This window comes from Rhodococcus sp. 2G (assembly GCF_001886355.1).
Classification (GTDB): Bacteria; Actinomycetota; Actinomycetes; order Mycobacteriales; family Mycobacteriaceae; genus Rhodococcus; species Rhodococcus pyridinivorans.
On sequence record NZ_CP018063.1, the window covers coordinates 531,011 to 551,632 of the forward strand.

Genomic DNA, 20,622 nt, shown 5'->3' on the forward strand with positions numbered 1-20,622 from the left:
ATCCATGCACGTGAACGAGCAGACGCTCCCCGAGCTGGGCGTGCCCGTCCCGAGCTACCGGCGCGACGACGTCTCCGTCGGCATCGTGCACTTCGGTGTGGGCGGATTCCACCGCGCGCACCAGGCGATGTACGTCGACCGGCTCCTCGAACAGGGGAAGGCAAAGGAATGGGGTATCTGCGGCGTCGGGGTGCTCCCCGGTGATCGCCGTATGCAGGAGGCGCTCGCCGTCCAGGACCACCTGTACACGCTGGTGCTCACCCACCCCGACGGCACCTGGGAGCCGCGGGTGATCGGCTCCATCATCGACTATCGTTACGCCCCAGACGATCCCGAGGCGGTCATCGAGCTCCTCGCGGCCCCGACCACCCGGATCATCTCGCTGACCGTCACCGAGGGCGGTTACAACATCCGTCACGACACCGGTGAGTTCGACGTCGACGATCCGGCCGTGCAACACGATCTGCGGTCCGGCGAACCCCCGGCCACCGTCTTCGGTCTCGTCACCGAGGCTCTCGCCCGGCGCCGGGAGCGGGGGCTGCGCGCTCCGACGGTGATGTCGTGCGACAACATCGAGGGCAACGGAACCGTCGCGCGTCGCGTCTTCACCGAATACGCGCGCCTTCTGAATCCCGATCTCGCAGAATGGATCACCGAGCACGTCCGTTTCCCCAACTCGATGGTCGACCGGATCACCCCGGTGACCACCGACGAGGTGGTCTCGGCGCTCTCCGAACGCTTCGACGTGCAGGACCGCTGGCCGGTCGCCGCCGAACCCTTCACCTCCTGGGTGCTCGAGGAGGACTTCGCCGACGGACGACCGCCCTTCGAGGATGCGGGAGTCCAGATCGTCGACGACGTCGCTCCCTACGAGCTGATGAAGTTGCGTCTGCTCAACGCGGGTCACCAGGGGCTCTGCTATTTCGCGTATCTCATGGGATACCGACTCGTCCACGAGGCCGCGCAAGATCCGCTCCTCGCCGGATTCGTCCGTGCCTACATGGACACCGAAGCGACACCGACCCTGGAACCGGTGCCGGGCATCGATCTCGACGAGTACAAGACCACCCTCATCGAGAGGTTCGCGAACCCCGAGATCCGGGACACGATCGCCCGCTTGTGCGCCGAGTCGTCCGATCGCATCCCGAAGTGGCTGGTGCCGGTGATCCGGGAGAACCTGGCCACCGGTGGTCACGTGCAGTTGTCCGCGGCGATCGTCGCCTCGTGGGCGCGCTACGCCGAAGGCGTCGACGAGCAGGGGCAACCGATCGAGGTGGTCGACCGACTCGCCGACACGCTCGTCCCGATCGCGCGACGACAACTCACGCATCCCACCGCCTTCATCGAGATCACCGAGGTCTTCGGTGATCTCGCGCAGAACCATCGCTTCGTCGACGCCTACACCTGGGCGCTCAACGCCCTGCACAACGACGGCGCCCGCGCCACCCTGAAGGAACTTCCGGGAGAGCCGGAATGAACGGCCACGCCCTCGTCGTCGGAGAAGCCCTCGTCGACATCGTCCACCGCGGCGGTGCCGAACCCGTCGAGCATGTGGGCGGGAGTCCGCTCAACGTCGCGCTGGGTCTGGGGCGGCTCGACCGGCCCGTGCAGTTCACGACACGCGTCGGCACCGACGCTCGCGGACGGCGGATCGTCGACCATCTCGCCGCCTCCGGCGTGTCGTTGACACCGGGCAGCGCGGCAGCCGAGCGCACAGCGACCGCGCAGGCGGAGATCGACGAGAAGGGTTCCGCGAAGTACGAATTCGATATCGTCTGGGATCCGGTCGAGCCACCACCGTCGGTGGACGCCGTGCTCGTGCATACCGGATCCATCGCGACGGTGCTCGAACCCGGCTGTGATCTCGTCGCCGAACTCGTCGCGCAGCAGGCGGGAACGTCCACGGTGAGCTTCGACCCGAACATCCGCCCTGCGCTGATCGACGACCCCGCACGTGGGCGGGAACGGATCGAACGCCTCGTCTCGCTCGCCGATGTGGTCAAGGCCAGCGACGAGGACCTGACGTGGTTCGCGCCCGACCGCGATCCCCTCGACACCGCACGGGACTGGCTCTCGCGAGGGCCGGCGATCGTCGCGGTGACCCGCGGAGAACACGGTGCGGTGGCGCTGTGTGCGGCCGGAACCGTCGAGGTGCCCGCCGTGCGGGTCGAGGTGGTCGACACGGTCGGGGCAGGCGACGCTTTCACCGTCGGTCTGCTCGACGGATTGTGGACCTGCGGGCTCCTCGGCGCCGATAATCGGGAACGGCTGCGCGGCATCGACGACCTGCGCGATGTGCTCGCCACCGCCGCGTGGACCTCCGGTCTGACCGTCGCGCGCGCCGGCGCCGACCTGCCCACGCTGGCCGACCGTACCGCGGCCCGGGAGGCGGCACGATGACGCTCGTCGCCGGGATCGATTCGTCCACCCAGTCGTGCAAGGTCGTCGTGTGCGACGCCGACACCGGAGCCGTCGTGCGCGAAGGTCGTGCTCCGCATCCACCCGGCACCGCAGTGGACCCGCTGGAGTGGCGCGCCGCCTTCGATCGGGCGTGTTCCGAAGCGGGCGGACTCGACGACGTCGCGGCGATCTCGGTGGGAGCGCAGCAGCACGGCATGGTGTGCCTCGACGATCGCGGCGACGTGGTCCGCGACGCGCTGCTGTGGAACGACACGAGATCCGCAGCGGCAGCAGCCGATCTCGTCGACGAGGCCGGTGGCTCGGCCGCGTGGGCCGAGGCCGTGGGGGTGGTCCCGCTCGCGGCGATCACCGTCGCGAAGGCCCGCTGGCTCGCCGACCACGAACCCGGCAACGCCGACCGCACCGCGGCGCTGTGCCTGCCGCACGACTGGCTGACGTGGACGATGCGCACCGACCGCGACCTCGATCGGCTCGCCACCGATCGCAGCGACGCGAGCGGCACCGGCTACTTCGACGCATCCACCGACACCTACCGTCGGGACCTGCTCGAACTGGCCCTGCGCCGGCCGAGCCCGATCCTTCCGCGGGTCGCCGGGCCGGCCGAGAGCGTCGGTGAGACGGTCGCCGGCGCCCTGCTCGGTCCGGGGGCCGGCGACAATGCGGCGAGCGCGCTGGCCCTCGACGTCCGCGAAGGCGATGTGGTCGTCTCGATCGGCACGTCGGGCGTGGTGTGCGCCGTATCCACGACACCGCCCCGCGACGCGAACGGTTACGTCGCGGGATTCGCCGACGCGACCGGCCGGCACCTGCCGCTGGTGTGCACGCTCAACGGGGCCCGGGTACTGGACGCCACCGCGACGATGCTCGGCGTCGACCACACCGAACTCACGCGGCTCGCACTCTCGGCGCCGGCCGGCAGCGGCGGACTCGTGCTGGTCCCGTATCTGGAAGGGGAACGCACCCCGAACCGTCCCGGCGCGACGGGCGCCCTGCACGGGCTGCGGCTCGGAACGGCGACGCCCGCCCATCTCGCCCGCGCGGCGTTCGAGGGCCTGCTGTGCTCGCTGGCCGACGGCATCGACCACATCCGGGCGCAGGGCACCGAGGTCCGACGGGTGCTGCTCGTCGGCGGTGGAGCGCGCTCGCAGGCGGTGTGCGAGCTGGCGCCGGCGGTGCTGGGCATGCCCGTCGACGTTCCCGAATCAGGGGAGTACGTGGCGCGGGGCGCGGCCCGGCAGGCGGCGTGGGTGCTGCGCGGAGGCGACGAGCCTCCCACCTGGGAACCCGAACCGAGCCGCCACTACGAGGCCGACCCGGCCCCGCACGTGCGGGAGCGTTACGCGGAGGTGCGGGACCTGACCGACCGCTGAAGCGCAGTGCTCAGGGAAGGTCCTCGATGCGCAGGCCCAGGTGGGCGGCGAACTGCCCTGCCAGGGCTACGGCCTGGTGGGCGTCGATCGTCGCGCCCTTCATCCCGCCCATGTTGCGGATCGTGTCGATGCGCAGGCCACGCAGATCGACCTGGTCGAGGGTCGCGCGGTCGACGTCGAGAACGCCGACGGAGCAGTCCTCGAAGGCGACGCGGGTGAAGGTGCCCCCGCCCAGGTCCAGTTCGTCGACGATGCAGCCGCGGAAGAGCACGTCGCGTCCCGCGGCGGCCCGCAGATTGACCAGGCCGAGTTTCGAATCCGCGATCGTGACACTGCGCAGATCCGCGTCGAAGAGGTCCAGCGCACCGATCCGGCTGTCCCGGATGTGCACGCGGTGCAGGCTGCTGCGCGGCGCGAACAGATTCGGTGCCTGCATACGCTCGACGAGAGTGTCGCGCAGGCGTGCGCTCGTGAGGTCGCTGTCGGCGACGATCGATGCGACGAGCGAACATTCGGACAGGACGATCCCTGTCAGATCACGGCCCGTCAGGTCCGTGCCGGTGTAGCGCACGCTCTCGAAGATCCCGTGTGCGTGCAGTTCGTCGCCGTCCGTGTCGGTGAGGACACCGAGGTCCGGAGCGTCGATCCTCGGCGGACGGGTGGTGGAACGAGCAGCCATGGTTCTCGGAGCCTCCGGATCGGTCGGGTGTCTGCCGTTCAGCTTCCCAACTCGTCGGGTTCGGGGGAACGTGGGGGACAGGCCCGTCCCCGGTTGCGATGTGCTACTCGGCTACGCGGAGCGACGCTGCTGGGCCGCCCGCGCTCGGTGCCGGCGCACTGCAGCGCGGTTCGCGCAGCGCACGGAGCAGTACTGCTGGCGACCGTTGCGGGTGATGTCGACGACCACGGCCGAGCACGGGTTGGTCGGGATGTCCGCTGCGGCGCACCGGTGGAGGCGGTGCATTCCACGAGTGGTGAGGTGCAGTGCCGTGCCGACGCTGATCACCGCGCGCAGTACGTCGGGGAGCGGTTGGACCTCGTCGCGGTAGTGCAGGTGCCACCCCTCGCCGTCGTGATCGGTCAGCCGGGGATAAGCCGCTGCGGCGGCCATCTGCTCGTTGAGCAGGCGCGCACGTTCCCTGGGGTCGGACGCGTCGACGACGGCGAGCCAGTCGTCTATGACCTCACGGGTGCGCTGATGGTCGTCGGGCGCGGTCGGGAAGTCCATGGTCATCCCCACCTCGCGCGTACGGGCCACGATGCCGTCCCGATCGTCGGGCCAGTCGCCGGCCAGTGACGCCGCGAGAAGGACCGCATACTCGCCGTAAGGGTTGAGATGCATAAGGCCATTACATCATGGTGGTGGACATGACCGCTATCGAAGCTCGGAACCCACAGGAATGCCCCCTCCGGACTCCCGCTCACGAACACGCGTGGAGCGTGGAGTCGAGTCACGCCACGTCGATCGGACAGGTGCTGTACGTGCGGTGCGTCGGGTGCGGGGCCCGACGCGTCGATCTCGGCGGGGCGCCGTTCGTTCCGCCGACTGCGCTGAGTACCGAAGTGTCCCAGAATGATTGAGTCACCGGTCGAGTATCGGACGTGTGCAGATCCCCCTCAGAAATCGCCCTCTGCGACCTGGAAACACACGAGTCCCATCCGACGCCACATGCGCACCACCTGATCGCGATCGTCGAGCACCGCGATGATGCGATAGCGGTGCCGGATGTGACGGTCGAACAACTCGGCCTTGACGATCGAATCCTTCCGATTGTCGCCTGCCGGACGCATGTACAGCTCGTCGTAGGGGATGTCGTGCCTGACGAGCCACTCCTCGGTTTCCGGCCGGCACACGCCGTCGCGTCCCGAGAGCAGCACGATCGCCGCCCTGTCGGGTGCGGCGGCGAACGCTCGCACCGCGGCCTCGACCGCCGGGGAGACGGTGTCCTCGCCCACCCTGTGCCAGTGGAAGGGACTCCGGTCGCTCATGTGCGCGAGCGTTCCGTCGATGTCGACCAGCCAGGCCGCCGGTAGCGTCGGATCCTCGACGTATCCCGCCGGTGGTGGGGGCGCGGTGCTCGGCGGCCGGTGCCGTTGCCGCCCCGGTTTCCTGCGATCGCGCGTCTTCTTCGTCACGGACGATGTATACCCACTCCGGCGACTACGTGTGCATAGGCCTGGTCTGCGAGAGGGACGAAGGTCGTGCCGCCGGACCGGCGGGTCCCGGAGGCGACCGGCGAGGCGGCATCGCGGATCCGTCGGCTCGGCGCCACGGCCACGCGACCGAATGCGAAATGTTCTGTCGGACAACACGTGCCATGATTCCTGGGCGCATCAATGCCGATGGGGGATCCAGCAGTCCGGACACCCGGGCGAACGCTGTACCCACCTTCGAGTCGTGTGCGGCTGCCGCGTGCACCATCGGTACGTATGCATTGCCGATCCTCGTCTTCGGATCCCGCCGGCCCTCGACACCGGGGAACGCGAGATCGCCACCGGTGGACATCGCCCAGGCATCGTCGACGACACGCGCGAGCTTCCGCTGAACGGCAGCGGACGGCCCGTGGTCGTCGAGGAGGCGGCCCATTGCGGTGGCTTCGAGGGCGGCGACCGTCATCCCCTGGGCATAGATCGGATCGAAACTGCAGAACGCGTCGCCGAGGACGAGGAATCCGTCGGGAAATCGGTCGAGAAGGTCGTAGCGATGCCACGTGCTCGCCCGGAAGCGATACCGGACGACATCCTCGACCCATTCGGCATCCGCGATCGCGTCGTACACGTCCGGGTACCTCAGGGACCGTGCGAATTCGAGATAGTCCCTCCGGGTCGCCGGCACGGTTTCGCCGCGGACCCCGATCAGGGCCACCATGCACCGATCCGATTCGAGGGTGAGCAGGGCGGCACCGCGTGGATGTTCGGGCGTGGGCGCCATGACGATGCCCCGGTCGCTGCCGAGTGCAACCGAAGACGCACGGAACACCGCGGTGGCGTAGCCGACATCGAGTTCGACGGTGTCGACCCGGGGCTGCGGGCAGCCCTGTCTCCCGAGCCATTCGGAGGCGCGGGATCCGCGTCCGGTCGCATCGACGACGAGGTCGGCATCGAGCACCTGCTCGGCGCTTCCGTCGGCATGGCGGATGATCCGCGCACCGACCACCCGGCTGCGGTCCGCGGTCGCGACGAGACCCGCGGCATCACACCGTTCGACGATCTCGACGTTCGCCAACGCGGCCACACGGTCACGAATCCGGCGCTCCAGCAGCGAACGGCCGGCTGCCAGTACTCGAAGACCGCTCGGCCCCTGACGAATCCGGTGACCACTGAGAATCCACCGTACGTCGCCCAGGTGGTCGAGGGTGGGAACGCCTGCAGCGGTCAGTTCCTGTGACAACCCGGGGAACATCTCCTCGAGGAGTTGCTGTCCCCGTGAGATCAGCACGTGGATGTGCCGTCCCTGGGGCACCCCACGGCGTGGTTCGTCCGTGGACGGCAGCCGGTCACGATCGATCACCGTCACCTCGGCGAACCTGTCCGACAGGACACGGGCCGCCGACAATCCGCTCATGCTCGCGCCGAGAACCACGGCGCGCTCTCCGATCGGCATGATCACACCTCCTCCTCGGAATCGATCGTCGCTGCGGAAGGTGCTCGGTCGACAGGCCGGAACCTGCTCACATGTGCTCACGGCCGGACGGTGCCTCGCCGTACACCTCCAGATCCCACAGCCATCCGACGACGCGGGTGACGCCGCGGGTCAGATGTCGGCGGTACGTACTGAACGGCAGCCCGAGTCTGGCTGCCGCTGCTTCCTGTGTTGCTGCGCCGCGCACGTACGTGCGGTCCACCGCGCGGAAGAGCTTGTCGTCCCGAGGGTCGCTCGCCAAGGAATCGATCGCCTCACGAAGGAGCGCGCGCAACACCACCGGATCGGGATCGTCGGGAGAGGACCGTTTGTGGAGGACCCTCGTGTGCAACAGGGGATTACGAGAGAGGAGATCGGGCCGACGGAGGTCGTGCAGCGCATTTCGGACTGCCCCCGCGAATTCTTTCTCCGACAGCGCGAGAGGCAGGGACATCGTGGGCTCGGGACCGCTGTGCCCCTGAGCCAGAGCACGATCGGTTACGACGGTGAGCCACTCGTCGACATCCCGACGGCGGAAGTCGTGAGCGAACAGTCCGTAGTGACGATCGCCGACCGTGAAATCCGCTCCTTCGGCACGGGGGAGATCTGCGACCGCGAAGTACTCGTTCCACCGGTCGGGCTCCGCCAGCGCCAGGAAGTCCCACGACAGATGCGGCAGGGTGAAATAGCGCTGGAAGGTGAGCACCGGAACCGAGTTCATTGTCGGAGAAGGATTCTGGTAGTCAGCGCGGTCGATGACGATGCGTGTGATCGCGACACACTCGCCGGGACGGGAAGGCGCTGTCCGCCGGGCGAAATCCCACGCGGCTCGCGTCGCCGGGTCGGCACGGACATCCTCGGGTGACGCTCGCGAGAGTTCCAACAGACCGAGCACACCACGTATCGATCCGTCGGTGTCGCGCAACACGAAGAAACCCTCGGGTTGTCGCTCGAGCCATCGTCGCGCGTGCACCGCGGATTCGTCTCCCTCCGACGTCCGCACGAGATCGACGATCGCGGAGTGATCGGCCTGCTCCGCACGTTCGGGTTGCGCGCTTCCCCACGACTGCCAATCCACCGGCGACAGCACACCGGGGAGATTGCGGAACACGAACTTCAGGTCCACGATGGCCTGCTGCTGTTCGCATTCTCCTGCAGAATCGAGACCGCGGCGAATGCCCTTCCACACGCGGTGGAAGGTGTACCGGTAGGCATCGGGATCGCGCCAGCGCAGATCGGCGTCGAGGACATCGCGTGCCAGATCGTGGGGAAACAATCCGTCCGGCCCTGCTTCGACGAACGACAGCTCACGGAGCCATTCGAACTCGGCGTGTGCATCGGTGAGCTCGAGGGCGTCACGCAGCAGGGCTTCGGTGGTCACCCGGGCGAGCGCACACACTTCCAGGGCGCGGCGATGTGCGATCCCCGGCTCGGTATCGAGAAACCGTCGGAGCAACATCCCGACGAGATCCGGAGGCCACGGCACACGTACATCGCCTCCTCGGACGAAGACATCCGTGAGCAGACCGAGCCCGAGCGGATGTCCGTGCGTTGCCCCGATGATCTCGTCGTGCAGTTCCTCGGGAACCCGCGCAGCGGTGAGGTAGGCAGCGCTCGTAGCGGGGTCGAAGTTCCTGAGAGACACGATCCGGAGCAGATCACCCCAACCCGGATCGGTGCGCCATCCCGCGGAGGGCGGTGACCTATCGGCGATCACCGTCAGCGTCGTCACAGGAAGGCCGGGAAGAAAATCGGTTCGGATCCAGTCGTCGAGCACGCGTAGCCGCTCGTACGAGTCCAGGAGGAGCACCCTCGGCCGGTCGCCGATGTGGCGATCCACCGACGCGAGGACCGAGCCGGGCGACGCATCCGTGTTGCGCCCGTCGATCACAGTCACCGCGCGATGGCTCCGTTCCGCAAGATCGGAGATCGCGCCGAGCAAGCAGGTCTTGCCGATGCCTCCCGGACCGTACAGGTACAGCACGGCGATCGAGGGTTCGGGGGAGTCCAGTGCGGAGCGAACGATCTCGAGTTCGGCATCGCGACCGACGAACACGCGTCGCGCCCGTGCGGCGAGACGATCGCTGAGAGGCCGTGAGGACCGCGAGGCGCTCCCCATGCCACCCGATACTACGCCCGGGGGACCTACACCTAACGGTCGGGCAGTCCGACGAGCCGTGCGCTCTCGCGCCACGACCGTTCGGCCTGCTCGTCGCTGCGAGCGAGCACCGACGGTTCGCCACGGCGCAGTGCGAGATAACCCCGGCCGTCCGGAACGTCGATGTCACCGAGAACGAGGTCTGCGAGCGTGTTCCCGGCTTCGGTCTGCGTGTTGAAGGTGTCCTGCACGATGCGGAGGAACATGCCGGCCCGCGTCCCGAGGCCGCGCCACGCCAGTCGCATCGGAGTGGGAAGTGCTCGTGCCAGACCGGTTCCGAAGACCTGGCCGGGATCGAAGGCGACCGCGGTGATCCGTCCGGCTCGAACCGTGTCGTCCTTCGACAACCTCCGCATCGTGAGGACGGTGCACAGTTTCGAGGCGGTGTAGGCGTGCTGTCCGGCCTTGCGGGGATGCGTATCGAGGTCGGGATCCCGTTCAGGGTGGGCGAGCAACCCGGCGTCGCCATGTCGTGGCGGTACCAGTCCCGCACCGGTCGCGGGGTCGCGTGTGCCGCTGGTGGTCGCAACGACGACGGCTCGGTCCGCCAGAGCCGGAAGCAACGGGCGCAGCAGCAGGTAGTGGGCGAGATGGTTGACGACGAAGGTCGTCTCGAAACCGTCGACGGTCCGCGCGGCGACGTCGCTCCGGATCATCCCGGCGTTCAGCACGAGCCCGTCGATCCGGTCGCTCCGCTCGCGAACCGTCGCCGCGAAGGTACGAACGGAATCGAGGGAGGACAGATCGAGCGGTAGTGCCTCTCCGGTGGATGCGGCGTGCCGGGCACTGTGGACGAGGCGAATCCCGTCTGCGCCCGGGATCCGTTCGGCGGCGATCGCCCCGAAACCGGACGTGCCTCCGGTCATAACCGTTGGGGCATGCGTTCCCCCTACGAGCACGGGAGCCCTGCGGCTCGGCCTGCGAGTGCGCACGGCGATGAGAATCCGGGCCGGACAGGGTCTGCCTTCGTGACAGTGGAACACATTCGACGACACGAGGAGTCACGATGCCCAGGATCACTCCGTGGTTGTGGTTCGACATGAACGCCGAGGAGGCCGCGAACTTCTACATCGGCATCTTCCCCAACTCCGAGATCGGTGAGATCACCCGCTACACCGAAGAGTCCACCGGAGGCGACATCCCGGTCCCGCCCGGGACCCCGATGACGGTCGAGTTCTTCCTCGACGGTCAGGTCTTCTACGGACTCAACGGGGGACCGCAGTTCCGGTTCTCCGAAGCGGTGTCCCTCCAGATCGACTGCGCCGATCAGGAGGAGGCCGACCACTACTGGTACGCGCTGACCGCCGACGGCGGCGAGGAATCCGCCTGCGGATGGTTGAAGGACAAGTACGGCCTGTCGTGGCAGGTGGTACCGAAACGGCTGAACGAACTGCTCGCCGACCCCGATCCGGAGGTCGCGAAGCGCGTGACCGCCGCGATGATGAAGATGCGCCGGATCGACGTGTCGGCGCTGGAGGCCGCCGCGCGCGGCTGATCGGCGCCCGAGCGCTGCGGTACGTTTCGGTGCATGACCACTCGCACCCAGCGGCTCGACGACCTGCCGTTCACCGGCAGACATCGCCGCCTGCTGACCGGCTCCGGCGTGGGCTGGGCCCTCGACGCCATGGACGTCGGGTTGATCTCGTTCGTCATGGCAGCCCTCGCCGTGCAGTGGGATCTGTCGTCGACGCAGCTCTCGTGGATCGGATCCATCGGCTTCGTCGGCATGGCGATCGGTGCGTCCCTCGGTGGTCTGCTCGCCGACCGCATCGGACGCCGGCAGGTCTTCGCCGCGACGCTGCTCGTCTACGGTCTCGCGACCGGCGCGGCGGCGCTGTCGACCTCGGTGGCGATGCTCATCGTCCTGCGGTTCGTCGTCGGACTCGGTCTCGGCGCCGAACTGCCGGTCGCGTCGACGCTGGTCAGTGAGTTCGCGCCCCGCAAGGTGCGAGGACGCGTGGTCGTGGCCCTCGAGGCGTTCTGGGCGGTCGGCTGGCTCCTGGCCGCTCTCATCGGTTATTTCGTCGTTCCCACCGGCGACGACGGGTGGCGGTGGGCGCTCGCCGTCGGGCTCGTCCCGGCTGCCTACGCCCTCGTCGTCCGGTTCGGCCTACCCGAATCGGTGCGCTATCTCGAGAGTCGCGGACGGCACGCGGAAGCCGAGGCGATCGTGCGCGACTACGAGCGCTCGGCCGGGGTCACCTCCGTGCCGGACGATGACGAACAACCCGGCCGACCTGTCGCCCAAGTCGAGCGTGTACCCCGGGGATCGGTATGGGCGCCGAACCTACGCCGCCGCACCGCGGCGCTGTGGATCGTGTGGTTCGGCATCAACTTCTCGTACTACGGCGCGTTCATCTGGCTGCCGAGCCTGCTCGTCGCGCAGGGCTTCGACCTGGTCACCTCGTTCGGCTACACGCTGCTCATCACGCTCGCCCAGCTACCGGGCTACGGGGTCGCGGCGTGGCTGATCGAGGTGTGGGGACGTCGCCTGACGCTGGGGGTATTCCTCGTAGGGTCGGCAGTCTCGGCGGGATTGTTCGGGCTCGCCGAGACTCCGGGAACGATCGTCGCGGCGGGTATGGCGCTGTCGTTCTTCAACCTGGGCGCATGGGGTGCCCTGTACGCGATCGGACCCGAGTTGTATCCCACGCCGGTGCGGGGCGCCGGCACCGGTTCGGCAGCGGCCTTCGGGCGGCTCGCGTCGATCATCGCACCGCTGCTGGTGCCGGTGCTGCTGGGCGTCGGTGGCAACGGTCTCGTCTTCGGTGCGTTCGCGGTGTCGTTCGTCGTTGCCGCGCTCGCGGCATTCACGCTGCCCGAGCGGGCCGGGACGGTTCTCGACGAGAGGTGACGTCGGGAACCGCCCCGGCCGGTGCTCAGAGACGCTCGCGCAGTTCGACCTTGCGGATCTTGCCCGAGGCGGTCTTCGGCAGGGCACCGAAGACGATGCTGTCGGGAACCTTGAAACCGGCGAGCTGCGAACGCACATGCGCGCGCAGTTCCGCTTCGTCGGCACTCGCGCCGCTGCGCAGTGCCACGTAGGCGACGGGACGTTCGCCCCACTTCTCGCTCGGCGCCGCGACGACGGCGGCCTCGAGAACGGCCGGATGGCTGATGAGCGCCGCTTCGACCTCGACGGACGAGATGTTCTCGCCACCGGAGATGATGACGTCCTTCGCGCGGTCGCGGATCTCGATGTAGCCGTCCGGATGCATGACGCCGATGTCGCCGGTGCGGAACCAGCCGTCCGGCACGGCGCGGGCGGTCGCGTCCGGGTTGTTGTAGTAACCGAGCATCACGTTGTTGCCGCGCAGCGCGATCTCACCGGTCGTCTCACCGTCGGCGGGAACGTCGGATCCCATCGGGTCGACGATGCGGAGTTCGCCGGCCACGACGTTGCCCACGCCCTGCCGCGAGCGCAGCCGTGCCTTCTCGTCCTCGGGGAGGACGTCCCATTCCGAACGCCACTCGCAGATCGCCGCCGGGCCGTACGTCTCGGTGAGCCCGTACAGGTGCGTGATGTCGAGTCCGAGCGCGGTGCACCGCTCGATGAGGGCGGGCGCCGGCGGTGCGCCACCGATCGCCGCGACGACACGATGGTCGATGCCGCCCGCATTCGGGGCGTCGACCAGCGACGCGAGAACGGTCGGCGCGCCGCACAGGTGCGTGACGTTCTCGGTGCGCACGAGATCCCAGATCCGCTCGGGGTCGACCTTGGGCAGGCACACGTGCGTGCCACCGGCTGCTGTGACGGCCCAGGTGAACGTCCAGCCGTTGCAGTGGAACATAGGCAGCGTCCACAGATAGGTGGATCCGCTGTCGAGCCCGAAGTGCGCGACCATCGCCAGGGCCTGCAGGTAGGCGCCGCGCGCGTGGTACATCACGCCCTTCGGATCACCCGTCGTGCCGGACGTGTAGTTCAGGGCGATCATGGTGCGCTCGTCGGCGAGCGGCACGCACCGATGACGGGCGGCGGCGAGCTTGTCCTCGTAGTCGTCGCCGACGACCGTGATCGACGGCAGATCGGCCGTGGCCTCGCGGGCCAGGTCGGCCAGCGACTCCTCGACGAGCAGGACCCGGCTGCCCGAGTGCTCGAGAATGAACCGCAGTTCCGGCGCGGTGAGGCGCGTGTTGAGCGAGACGAGCACGGCGCCCGCGTAGAGCACACCGTAGTGCGCCTCGAGCATCAGCGAGGTGTTCGGCGCGAGTACTGCGACACGGTCGCCGGGCTCGACACCGAGAGCGTGCAGCATGCCCGACTGTCGCAGGCACCGATCGCGCAATTCGGCATAGGTGCGACGGATGTCGCCGTCCACCACTGCGAGGTCGTCACGGAAGACCCGGGCGGAGCGGTCGAGAAATGCCGTGGGCGTGAGTGTTTCGAAACTGAATTGCTCGGTCACGTCTGTCGGTGCTCCTTCGGATTACGTCGCGCGCGCACTCCCCATCGCGAACGATGATGCGCACACCTCCCCGTGTGCTGTGAGGGCGATGACCATTCTTCCAAGAGCCGTTACCGATCTTGAACAGGGTCCACCCCTTTTCCGTACCGGCTGAACGCTCCGTCTGCCGTTGACCGGACCCGGAATCCGGCGTTCACTGAGAGGCACCGTGCTCGTCCACGAGAGAAGGCGAGTGGTATGAGTGCTCGGCAGAACGAAGCCCGCCGAACCTCCCGTCCGGCGCGGCGGCCGACCGCGACGCGCGCGAGGGCCACGGAGACGGAGACTCCCGTCGAGCCTGTGCGGACGCGCAGCCGTCGACCTCGCGAGCCCGAGCCCACCGCGCGGCGTCGCACCCGCGAACCCGAACCCGCTGCACGGCGTCGGGACCGCGACCCCGGAACCGGCTCGCGGCGCACCTCGACCCGAACCTCATCCCGATCGACCACTCGGACATCGACCCGTTCGGACGCCACGCCCCGCTCTCGTGTGAAGCCGGCGCCTCCGAAGGAGAGACGACGACCGCGTCCGCCGGCGAACGACGCCCGGGCAGGGAAACCCACCCGCCCCGGACGTGAGCGGACACGATCCGAGCAGACCCGACCCGAGCAGGCACAGCCGGAACCCACATCGCTCCTCGAGAAGTTGAAGGATGCGCTGCGGGCCGGTGTCCGCAGCGCACTGGCCGAACTCCGGGGACTCGGGGCGAGACTGATCCGGAAGATCCGCGGATGGGTGGACTCGCTCCTCGGCGAGGTCACCAGCGGCGGCGTGGGATTGCAGGCGGTCCTCGCCGGCATCCGAGCCGCGCTGGAGGGTCGCAATCCGGCCCTCGCCGCGCTGGGCGGGCTGATTTCCGGACTCAGCACCAAGGCGAAGATCGGCCTGGCCGTCGTGATCACGCTGGTGCTGCTGCTCGGACCGGTCCTGCTCGTGCTCCTTCTGCTGGCCGTCCTCGTCGCGGTGGTGATCAGCGCCGTCCGGTCCGCGGGGGACTGATCTGCCGGAACGACCGGTCCGTCTGCCGTGAGCAGACGAACCGCCGGTTCGCACCCATCGGGGGTCAGGCTGGCTGCATGACGACCACCGAACCATTCTCGTACCGGGACCAACTGGCCGACAGGCTCTTCCGTCAGCGCATCCTGCGACTGACCGGAGAGGTGGACGACGAGATGGCCGAGCGCGTCTGCTCGGAACTCGTCCTGCTCGCCTCCGCCGACGACCGGCGCGACATCGTCCTGCACATCAACTCACCCGGCGGATCCGTCTTCGCCGGCCTCGCCATCTACGACACGATGCAACTCGTTCCCAACGACATCGTCACCGTGGCAGCGGGATTCGCCGCCAGTATGGGGCAGGTCCTGCTCGCGGCGGGCACCAAGGGCAAACGCGCGAGCCTTGCCCACAGCCGGATCATGATGCACCAACCGTCGGCCGGATTCTCGGGGACGGCCGTCGACATCGCGATCCAGGCCGAGAATCTCGAATACATGAAACTGCAGTCGCAGCAGATCCTCTCGGACGCCACCGGGCATTCACTCGAGGAGATCGAACGCGACAGCGACCGCGACCGGTGGTTCACCGCCGAACAGGCGCGCGAGTACGGCATCGTCGACACCGTCGTCGGGTCGCTCGCCGAACTGGCGCCGTTCGCCGCAGGACGGCAGATGGGACTGGGACGATGAGCACCTACACGATCCCCAACGTCATCGAACGCACACCGGCGGGGGAGCGGTCGTTCGACGTCTTCAGCCGGTTGCTCAACGAACGCATCGTCTTCCTCGGCACCGAGATCGACGACGGGGTCGCCAACGTCGTCATGGCTCAGATGTTGCACCTCGAGGCCGAATCCCCCGATCGGGAGATCGGGCTCTACATCAACTCGCCCGGCGGATCGTCCACCGCGATGCTCGCGATCTACGACACCATGCAGTTCCTGCGCCCGAAGGTCGCGACCTACTGCATGGGAGAGGCCGCCTCGGCGGCCGCCGTGCTGCTCGCGGCCGGAGCGCCCGGCCGTCGGCACGTGCTCGCCCATTCGCGGGTGCTGCTGCACCAGCCGTCGGCGCAGGGGCAGGGCACCATCTCGGATCTGGCCCTGCAGGCAGCGGAGGTGATGAGGGTACGGGCCCAGACCGAGGAGATCCTCGCCGCGCACACCGGACGTGACATCGACCGACTGCGCCGCGACACCGACCGGGACCGGATCTTCTCACCGACGGAGGCGGTGGCCTACGGCCTGGCCGATCACGTCGTCGTCGATCGGGACGGATGACCCGTCACGCAGTCACGTGGTCACACTGTGACGCAGTCATACCGTCATGCCGCGCACAACTCGACGCCGGCGTGACCCGTGGTCCGAAGTGTGCGATGCGCGGTCATCCGGCGGATCCCGCGCGCGAGCAGTTGCTCCATCGGAAGTTCCAGCGCATCGCACACGGACCGCAGCATCTCGGAGGAGGCCTCCTTGCGCCCACGTTCGACCTCCGACAGATATTGCTTCGACATCCCGACCGTGCGGGCGACGTCCTCGAGGCTGCGGTCCTGATCGCGACGCTCGTCGCGCAGGATCTCGCCGTAGATCTGGCGGAGCAGCCGGGGCTCGGTGCTGTCGGCTCCCCGCACGGGAGTCCGTGCCGACTTCGCGGCGGTCACACGTGCCGCCTTCGCGGCAGTCACACGTGCCGCCTTCGCGGCAGTGGCGAAATCGATCACGCGACCCTGCTCCGGCTCCATGCCGACCATTGTGCCGTCGATCCGGCGGCATCGGGCCGGGTTCTGCCGAGGACGAACACCGCCCCGGCAGATGTGTAACGGGCCCGTAACCGCAGTTAACCGAACACATGACCTGGCGCCGATAACGTCGGCGCACCACGACGTATACAGCCGTGGATACAGGACAGGAGTTCGGGTGCCGACAGGATTGCACAGGCTTGCGGCTGCGCTCGACGCGCAGCTCGCGGGCACCGACGCGGCATACACTGCGACCTATCCCGGGACCGACGGTGCCCGCCAACCAGTGCACACCGTCTACGTCCCGGCCGACCGCTACGACGCCGGGATCGCGGCACGATGGGGAGCCGACGCGCTCGACGTCCTCGACACCCACATCGACGGTCCCGCGGACCTCGCCGCGGTCACCGGCATCGAACCCGAACTGGCCGACGCCGTCCTCCCTCTCGTGGAGGCCAAACTGCGCACCGAACCGATCGAGGATCTGCGCATCGACTTCGAGGACGGGTTCACCCGCCCCGGCATTCCGGAGCACGAACGTGACGCCGACGAGGACGCCCACGTCGCCCGCGCCGCCGCCGCGCTCGCGACCGATCCCACCGCGACACCCTTCGTCGGCATCCGGTTCAAGTCCTTCGAGGCCGCCACCCGGCGCCGCGGACTGCGCACGCTCGACTCCTTCGTCGCCGAACTGACCGGAAAGTGCTCTCTCCCAGACGGATTCGTCGTCACGCTGCCCAAGGTCACCGCGCCCGAACAGGTCGCCGCTATGGTGACCGTCTGCGAGCATCTCGAGTCCACCTACCCGCTCGCCGCGCCCCTGCGGTTCGAGATCCAGATCGAGACGCCGCAGGCGATCTGCGGACCCGATGGCACCGCTGCCGTCGCCACCATGATCCGAGCGGCCCGGGGCCGCTGTTCGGGACTGCACTACGGCACCTATGACTACTCGGCCGCGTGCGACATCGCCGCCGAGTACCAGGCGATGGACCACCCCGTCGCCGACCACGCCAAGGCCACGATGCAGGTTGCGGCAGCGGGCACGGGGGTGCGGTTGTCCGACGGCTCCACCAACCGCCTTCCCGTCGGCACCCGCGACGAGATCCGCGCGGCATGGGGGCTGCACGCCCACCTGATCGACCGGTCGCTGCGCCGCGGCTTCTACCAGGGATGGGACCTGCATCCGGCGCAACTGCCCACCCGCTACGCCGCGACCTTCGCGTTCTACCGCCGGTCGCTGTCCACCGCCGCGGGACGCGTCGCGGCCTACATCGACCCGGCCCTGTCGTCGGGATACCTCGACGAACCCGCCACCGCCCGTGCTCTCGCCGCCTTCCTCCTGCGGGGAACGAGCTGCGGAGCCCTCACCGAGAAGGAAGTATGCGATCGCACCGGCACGAATCTCGACCACCTGGCCCGGCTCGCGGGTCGACCGACGGCGGTGACGCGATGACCACCGTGATCCGCGCGCGACGCGCTGTGGTGGGGGACGAGGAACGCAGCTGCGCCGTCCACGTGCGCGACGGCCGCATCGTCGCGATCGAGGAATACGACGGTGCCGCTCCGACCGGTGCGCGGGAGACCGTCCTCGCCGACGACGAGGTGCTGCTCCCCGGCCTGGTGGACACGCACGTCCACGTCAACGAACCCGGCCGCACCGAATGGGAGGGCTTCGCGACGGCCACGCGTGCCGCCGCGGCCGGGGGAGTGACGACGATCGTCGACATGCCCCTCAACTCCATCCCGTCCACCGTCGACGTGGCGGCCCTCGAGGTGAAGCAGAAGGTCGCGGACGGGCAGGTCACCGTCGACGTCGGATTCTGGGGCGGTGCGATTCCCGGTAACCTCGCCGATCTCGAACCGCTCTGGGACGCAGGGGTGTACGGATTCAAGTGCTTCCTCGCGTATTCGGGTCTCGACGAGTACCCGCCGCTGGACCGCGAGCAGATGATCGAGGCGATGCGCGTGATCGCCGGCTTCGGCGGCCTGCTCATCGTGCATGCCGAGGACGGACCGACCCTCGACGCGCAGGACCCACCGGCCGGACCGCGCTACGACGACTTCCTGTACTCGCGACCACCGGTCGCCGAGTCCCGTGCCGTGGCCCAGGTGATCGACGGCGCGCGGCAGACCGGGTGCCGCGTGCACATCCTGCATCTGTCGGATGCGGGAAGCCTTCCGCTCGTGGCCGCGGCGAAGGCCGAGGGCCTGCCCGTCACCGCGGAGACCTGCCCGCACTATCTGTCGCTGTTCAGCGAGGAGATCCTCGACGGCTCCACACATTTCAAGTGCTGCCCGCCGATCCGCGAGGCCCGTAACCGGGAAGCGCTGTGGCGCGGCCTGGCCGACGGCACACTCGACTGCATCGTCTCCGATCACTCGCCGTGCCTGCCGGAGTTGAAGAAGTTCGTCACCGGCGACTTCGGCGAGGCGTGGGGCGGAATCTCGTCGCTGCAACTCGGACTGCCCATCGTGTGGTCGGAGGCGCGCAAGCGCGGGCACACACTCGTCGACGTGGTGCGCTGGATGGCCGGTCGCACCGCCGACCTCGTGGGCCTGGCCGACCGCGGTGCCATCGCCGTGGGCAACAGTGCCGACCTGTGCGTCTTCGCGCCCGACGACGCCTTCGTGGTCTTCCCGGAGCGACTGCACCACCGCAACGCGGTGACGCCCTACGCCGAACGTGCACTGGCCGGGGTCGTGCGGCAGACCTGGCTCGCCGGTGAACCACTCACCGTCACCCTCGGCGCCACCGACCCCGCACCGCGTGGTGCGCTGCTCTCCCGAAAGGAAAACCGTTGACCGAAGCAGATTTCCTGCAACTGCCCGATCTCGCCGCGCGATCGCTGGGCGGAGCCGTCGTGTACGCGAACGACGAGTTCTTCGCGAGTCGCGAGAACCTGATCTCGCCGGGCGCACCCGATTTCGATCCTTCCGAGTTCGGGCACAAGGGAAAGGTCTACGACGGGTGGGAGACCCGGCGTCGCCGCGAACCCGGGCACGACTTCGCGGTGGTCCGGCTAGGCGTTCCCGGTGTCGTCGAGGGTGTCGTGATCGACACCGCCTGGTTCACGGGCAACTACCCGCCCTTCGCGTCCGTCGACGGGGTGAACCTCGACGGCTACCCGACCGATCAGGAGTTGCTGGACGCGCCGTGGGAACCGGTCCTCGAGCGCGTGGCCCTGAAGGGCGACACCGCGAACGCCTTCGCGGTGGAAGACGACCGGCGCTGGACGCACCTGCGCCTGAACATCTTTCCTGACGGCGGTGTGGCCCGCTTCCGGGTGCACGGATATGCACGCCCGGACCCGGCCTTCCTCACGGGCACGATCGATCTCGCGGCCCTCGAGAACGGTGGCGACGTCGTCGCGTGCTCGAACCGCTTCTATTCGTCGCCGCGCAACATCATCGGCCTCGGTCGCTCGCGGCACATGGGGGAGGGCTGGGAGAACGCCCGGCGCCGCGACGACGGCAACGACTACGTGGTGATCCGTCTCGCCGGGCAGGGATGCGTCGACCACGTCGAGGTCGACACCTCCTATTTCGTCGGCAACGCACCGGGAGCGGCGCGCCTGAGCGGAATCCCCAGCGGGGACGCGATGTCCGACGAATCGTCCTGGGTCGAACTCGTCCCGCGGACCGCACTGCTGCCGGACTGCCGGCACCGTTTCCGCGTCGATTCGCCGACGCCGGTGGAGTTCGTGCGGCTCGACGTCTATCCCGACGGTGGCATCGCCCGTCTGCGCGTGAACGGACGACTGACCTAGCTCCGATGCGGGTGCGGTGAGCGGTTTCTTACCCGCGCGAAACACGATGACTCGAGCCCGAAAACTTCGGCCCCCAAGCTGTATCCGGCACCGTATACAGCACTGC

General features: G+C 68.5%; 19 protein-coding genes. 11 read left to right on the forward strand and 8 right to left on the reverse strand.

Annotation, left to right across the window (positions count from 1 at the left end):
• The first annotated feature begins 4 nt into the window (after window positions 1-4).
• The 3 genes from BO226_RS02525 to BO226_RS02535 are packed head-to-tail and all read left to right on the forward strand — an operon-like array spanning window position 5 to window position 3,791.
• Window positions 5-1,477 carry a mannitol dehydrogenase family protein gene (locus BO226_RS02525; RefSeq protein WP_071934553.1) on the forward strand — a complete coding sequence of 491 codons (1,473 nt, stop codon included), beginning with the start codon at window positions 5-7 and terminating at the stop codon, window positions 1,475-1,477.
• Window positions 1,474-2,400 (forward strand): carbohydrate kinase family protein, encoded by a 927-nt coding sequence (locus BO226_RS02530; protein WP_071934554.1) that lies wholly within the window; start codon window positions 1,474-1,476, stop codon window positions 2,398-2,400. Before BO226_RS02525 ends, BO226_RS02530 begins: the two co-directional genes overlap by 4 nt.
• Entirely contained in the window at window positions 2,397-3,791 is a 1,395-nt protein-coding gene (locus BO226_RS02535) for a xylulokinase (RefSeq protein WP_071934555.1), read from the forward strand. The genes BO226_RS02530 and BO226_RS02535 overlap by 4 nt, the downstream gene beginning before the upstream one ends.
• Window positions 3,792-3,801: 10 nt before the next feature.
• On the opposite strand, the gene BO226_RS02540 is transcribed toward BO226_RS02535, so the two are convergent.
• The 6 genes from BO226_RS02540 to BO226_RS02565 form a co-directional block, all read right to left on the reverse strand.
• Complete coding sequence (locus tag BO226_RS02540; protein ID WP_071934556.1) at window positions 3,802-4,470, reverse strand: pentapeptide repeat-containing protein; 669 nt, start codon at window positions 4,468-4,470, stop codon at window positions 3,802-3,804.
• A 111-nt stretch (window positions 4,471-4,581) separates the two neighbouring features.
• A complete protein-coding gene (locus tag BO226_RS02545) occupies window positions 4,582-5,133 on the reverse strand; it encodes a CGNR zinc finger domain-containing protein (protein ID WP_071934557.1) in 552 nt (183 codons plus the stop codon).
• A gap of 275 nt (window positions 5,134-5,408) precedes the next feature.
• Window positions 5,409-5,927, reverse strand: a complete 519-nt coding sequence (locus tag BO226_RS02550; protein ID WP_071934558.1) for a phosphatase domain-containing protein — start codon at window positions 5,925-5,927, stop codon at window positions 5,409-5,411.
• Window positions 5,928-5,952: 25 nt separating this feature from the next.
• Complete coding sequence (locus BO226_RS02555) at window positions 5,953-7,395, reverse strand: FAD-dependent oxidoreductase (RefSeq protein ID WP_232238040.1); 1,443 nt, start codon at window positions 7,393-7,395, stop codon at window positions 5,953-5,955.
• Window positions 7,396-7,462: 67 nt separating this feature from the next.
• A complete protein-coding gene (locus BO226_RS02560) occupies window positions 7,463-9,532 on the reverse strand; it encodes an ATP-binding protein (protein ID WP_071934560.1) in 2,070 nt (689 codons plus the stop codon).
• 32 nt (window positions 9,533-9,564) lie between these two features.
• Window positions 9,565-10,437 (reverse strand): SDR family NAD(P)-dependent oxidoreductase, encoded by an 873-nt coding sequence (locus BO226_RS02565; protein ID WP_071934561.1) that lies wholly within the window; start codon window positions 10,435-10,437, stop codon window positions 9,565-9,567.
• 140 nt (window positions 10,438-10,577) lie between these two features.
• Between BO226_RS02565 and BO226_RS02570 the strand changes: the two genes are divergently transcribed.
• Both BO226_RS02570 and BO226_RS02575 read left to right on the forward strand, forming a co-directional pair.
• Window positions 10,578-11,066, forward strand: a complete 489-nt coding sequence (locus BO226_RS02570) for a VOC family protein (RefSeq protein WP_019288011.1) — start codon at window positions 10,578-10,580, stop codon at window positions 11,064-11,066.
• Between the two features lie 33 nt (window positions 11,067-11,099).
• The gene (locus BO226_RS02575; protein ID WP_039586348.1) at window positions 11,100-12,425 is read left to right on the forward strand and encodes an MFS transporter; all 1,326 of its coding nucleotides are present in this window, start codon (window positions 11,100-11,102) and stop codon (window positions 12,423-12,425) included.
• A 25-nt stretch (window positions 12,426-12,450) separates the two neighbouring features.
• Here the strand turns inward: BO226_RS02575 and BO226_RS02580 are convergent, their stop codons facing one another.
• Complete coding sequence (locus BO226_RS02580; RefSeq protein ID WP_006550623.1) at window positions 12,451-13,977, reverse strand: acyl--CoA ligase family protein; 1,527 nt, start codon at window positions 13,975-13,977, stop codon at window positions 12,451-12,453.
• Window positions 13,978-14,661: 684 nt separating this feature from the next.
• Between BO226_RS02580 and BO226_RS02585 the strand changes: the two genes are divergently transcribed.
• The 3 genes from BO226_RS02585 (at window position 14,662) to BO226_RS02595 (ending at window position 16,291) form a co-directional block, all read left to right on the forward strand.
• A complete protein-coding gene (locus tag BO226_RS02585) occupies window positions 14,662-15,015 on the forward strand; it encodes a hypothetical protein (protein WP_006550622.1) in 354 nt (117 codons plus the stop codon).
• 77 nt (window positions 15,016-15,092) lie between these two features.
• Window positions 15,093-15,701 carry a ClpP family protease gene (locus BO226_RS02590; RefSeq protein ID WP_006550621.1) on the forward strand — a complete coding sequence of 203 codons (609 nt, stop codon included), beginning with the start codon at window positions 15,093-15,095 and terminating at the stop codon, window positions 15,699-15,701.
• Window positions 15,698-16,291 (forward strand): ATP-dependent Clp protease proteolytic subunit, encoded by a 594-nt coding sequence (locus tag BO226_RS02595; protein WP_071934562.1) that lies wholly within the window; start codon window positions 15,698-15,700, stop codon window positions 16,289-16,291. The genes BO226_RS02590 and BO226_RS02595 overlap by 4 nt, the downstream gene beginning before the upstream one ends.
• 44 nt (window positions 16,292-16,335) lie before the next feature.
• Here the strand turns inward: BO226_RS02595 and BO226_RS02600 are convergent, their stop codons facing one another.
• Window positions 16,336-16,761, reverse strand: coding sequence for a helix-turn-helix domain-containing protein (locus BO226_RS02600; RefSeq protein ID WP_006550619.1), 426 nt, complete (start codon window positions 16,759-16,761; stop codon window positions 16,336-16,338).
• Window positions 16,762-16,927: 166 nt separating this feature from the next.
• On the opposite strand from BO226_RS02600, the gene BO226_RS02605 reads away from it, so the two are divergent.
• From BO226_RS02605 to alc, 3 genes are read left to right on the forward strand one after another with little or no spacing between them, the layout of a single operon-like run.
• Window positions 16,928-18,202 (forward strand): DUF6986 family protein, encoded by a 1,275-nt coding sequence (locus BO226_RS02605; RefSeq protein ID WP_019288013.1) that lies wholly within the window; start codon window positions 16,928-16,930, stop codon window positions 18,200-18,202.
• A complete protein-coding gene (gene allB / locus BO226_RS02610; protein WP_039586346.1) occupies window positions 18,199-19,551 on the forward strand; it encodes an allantoinase AllB in 1,353 nt (450 codons plus the stop codon). The genes BO226_RS02605 and allB overlap by 4 nt, the downstream gene beginning before the upstream one ends.
• Window positions 19,548-20,516, forward strand: coding sequence for an allantoicase (alc, locus tag BO226_RS02615; RefSeq protein ID WP_039586345.1), 969 nt, complete (start codon window positions 19,548-19,550; stop codon window positions 20,514-20,516). The genes allB and alc overlap by 4 nt, the downstream gene beginning before the upstream one ends.
• Window positions 20,517-20,622 lie beyond the last annotated feature (106 nt).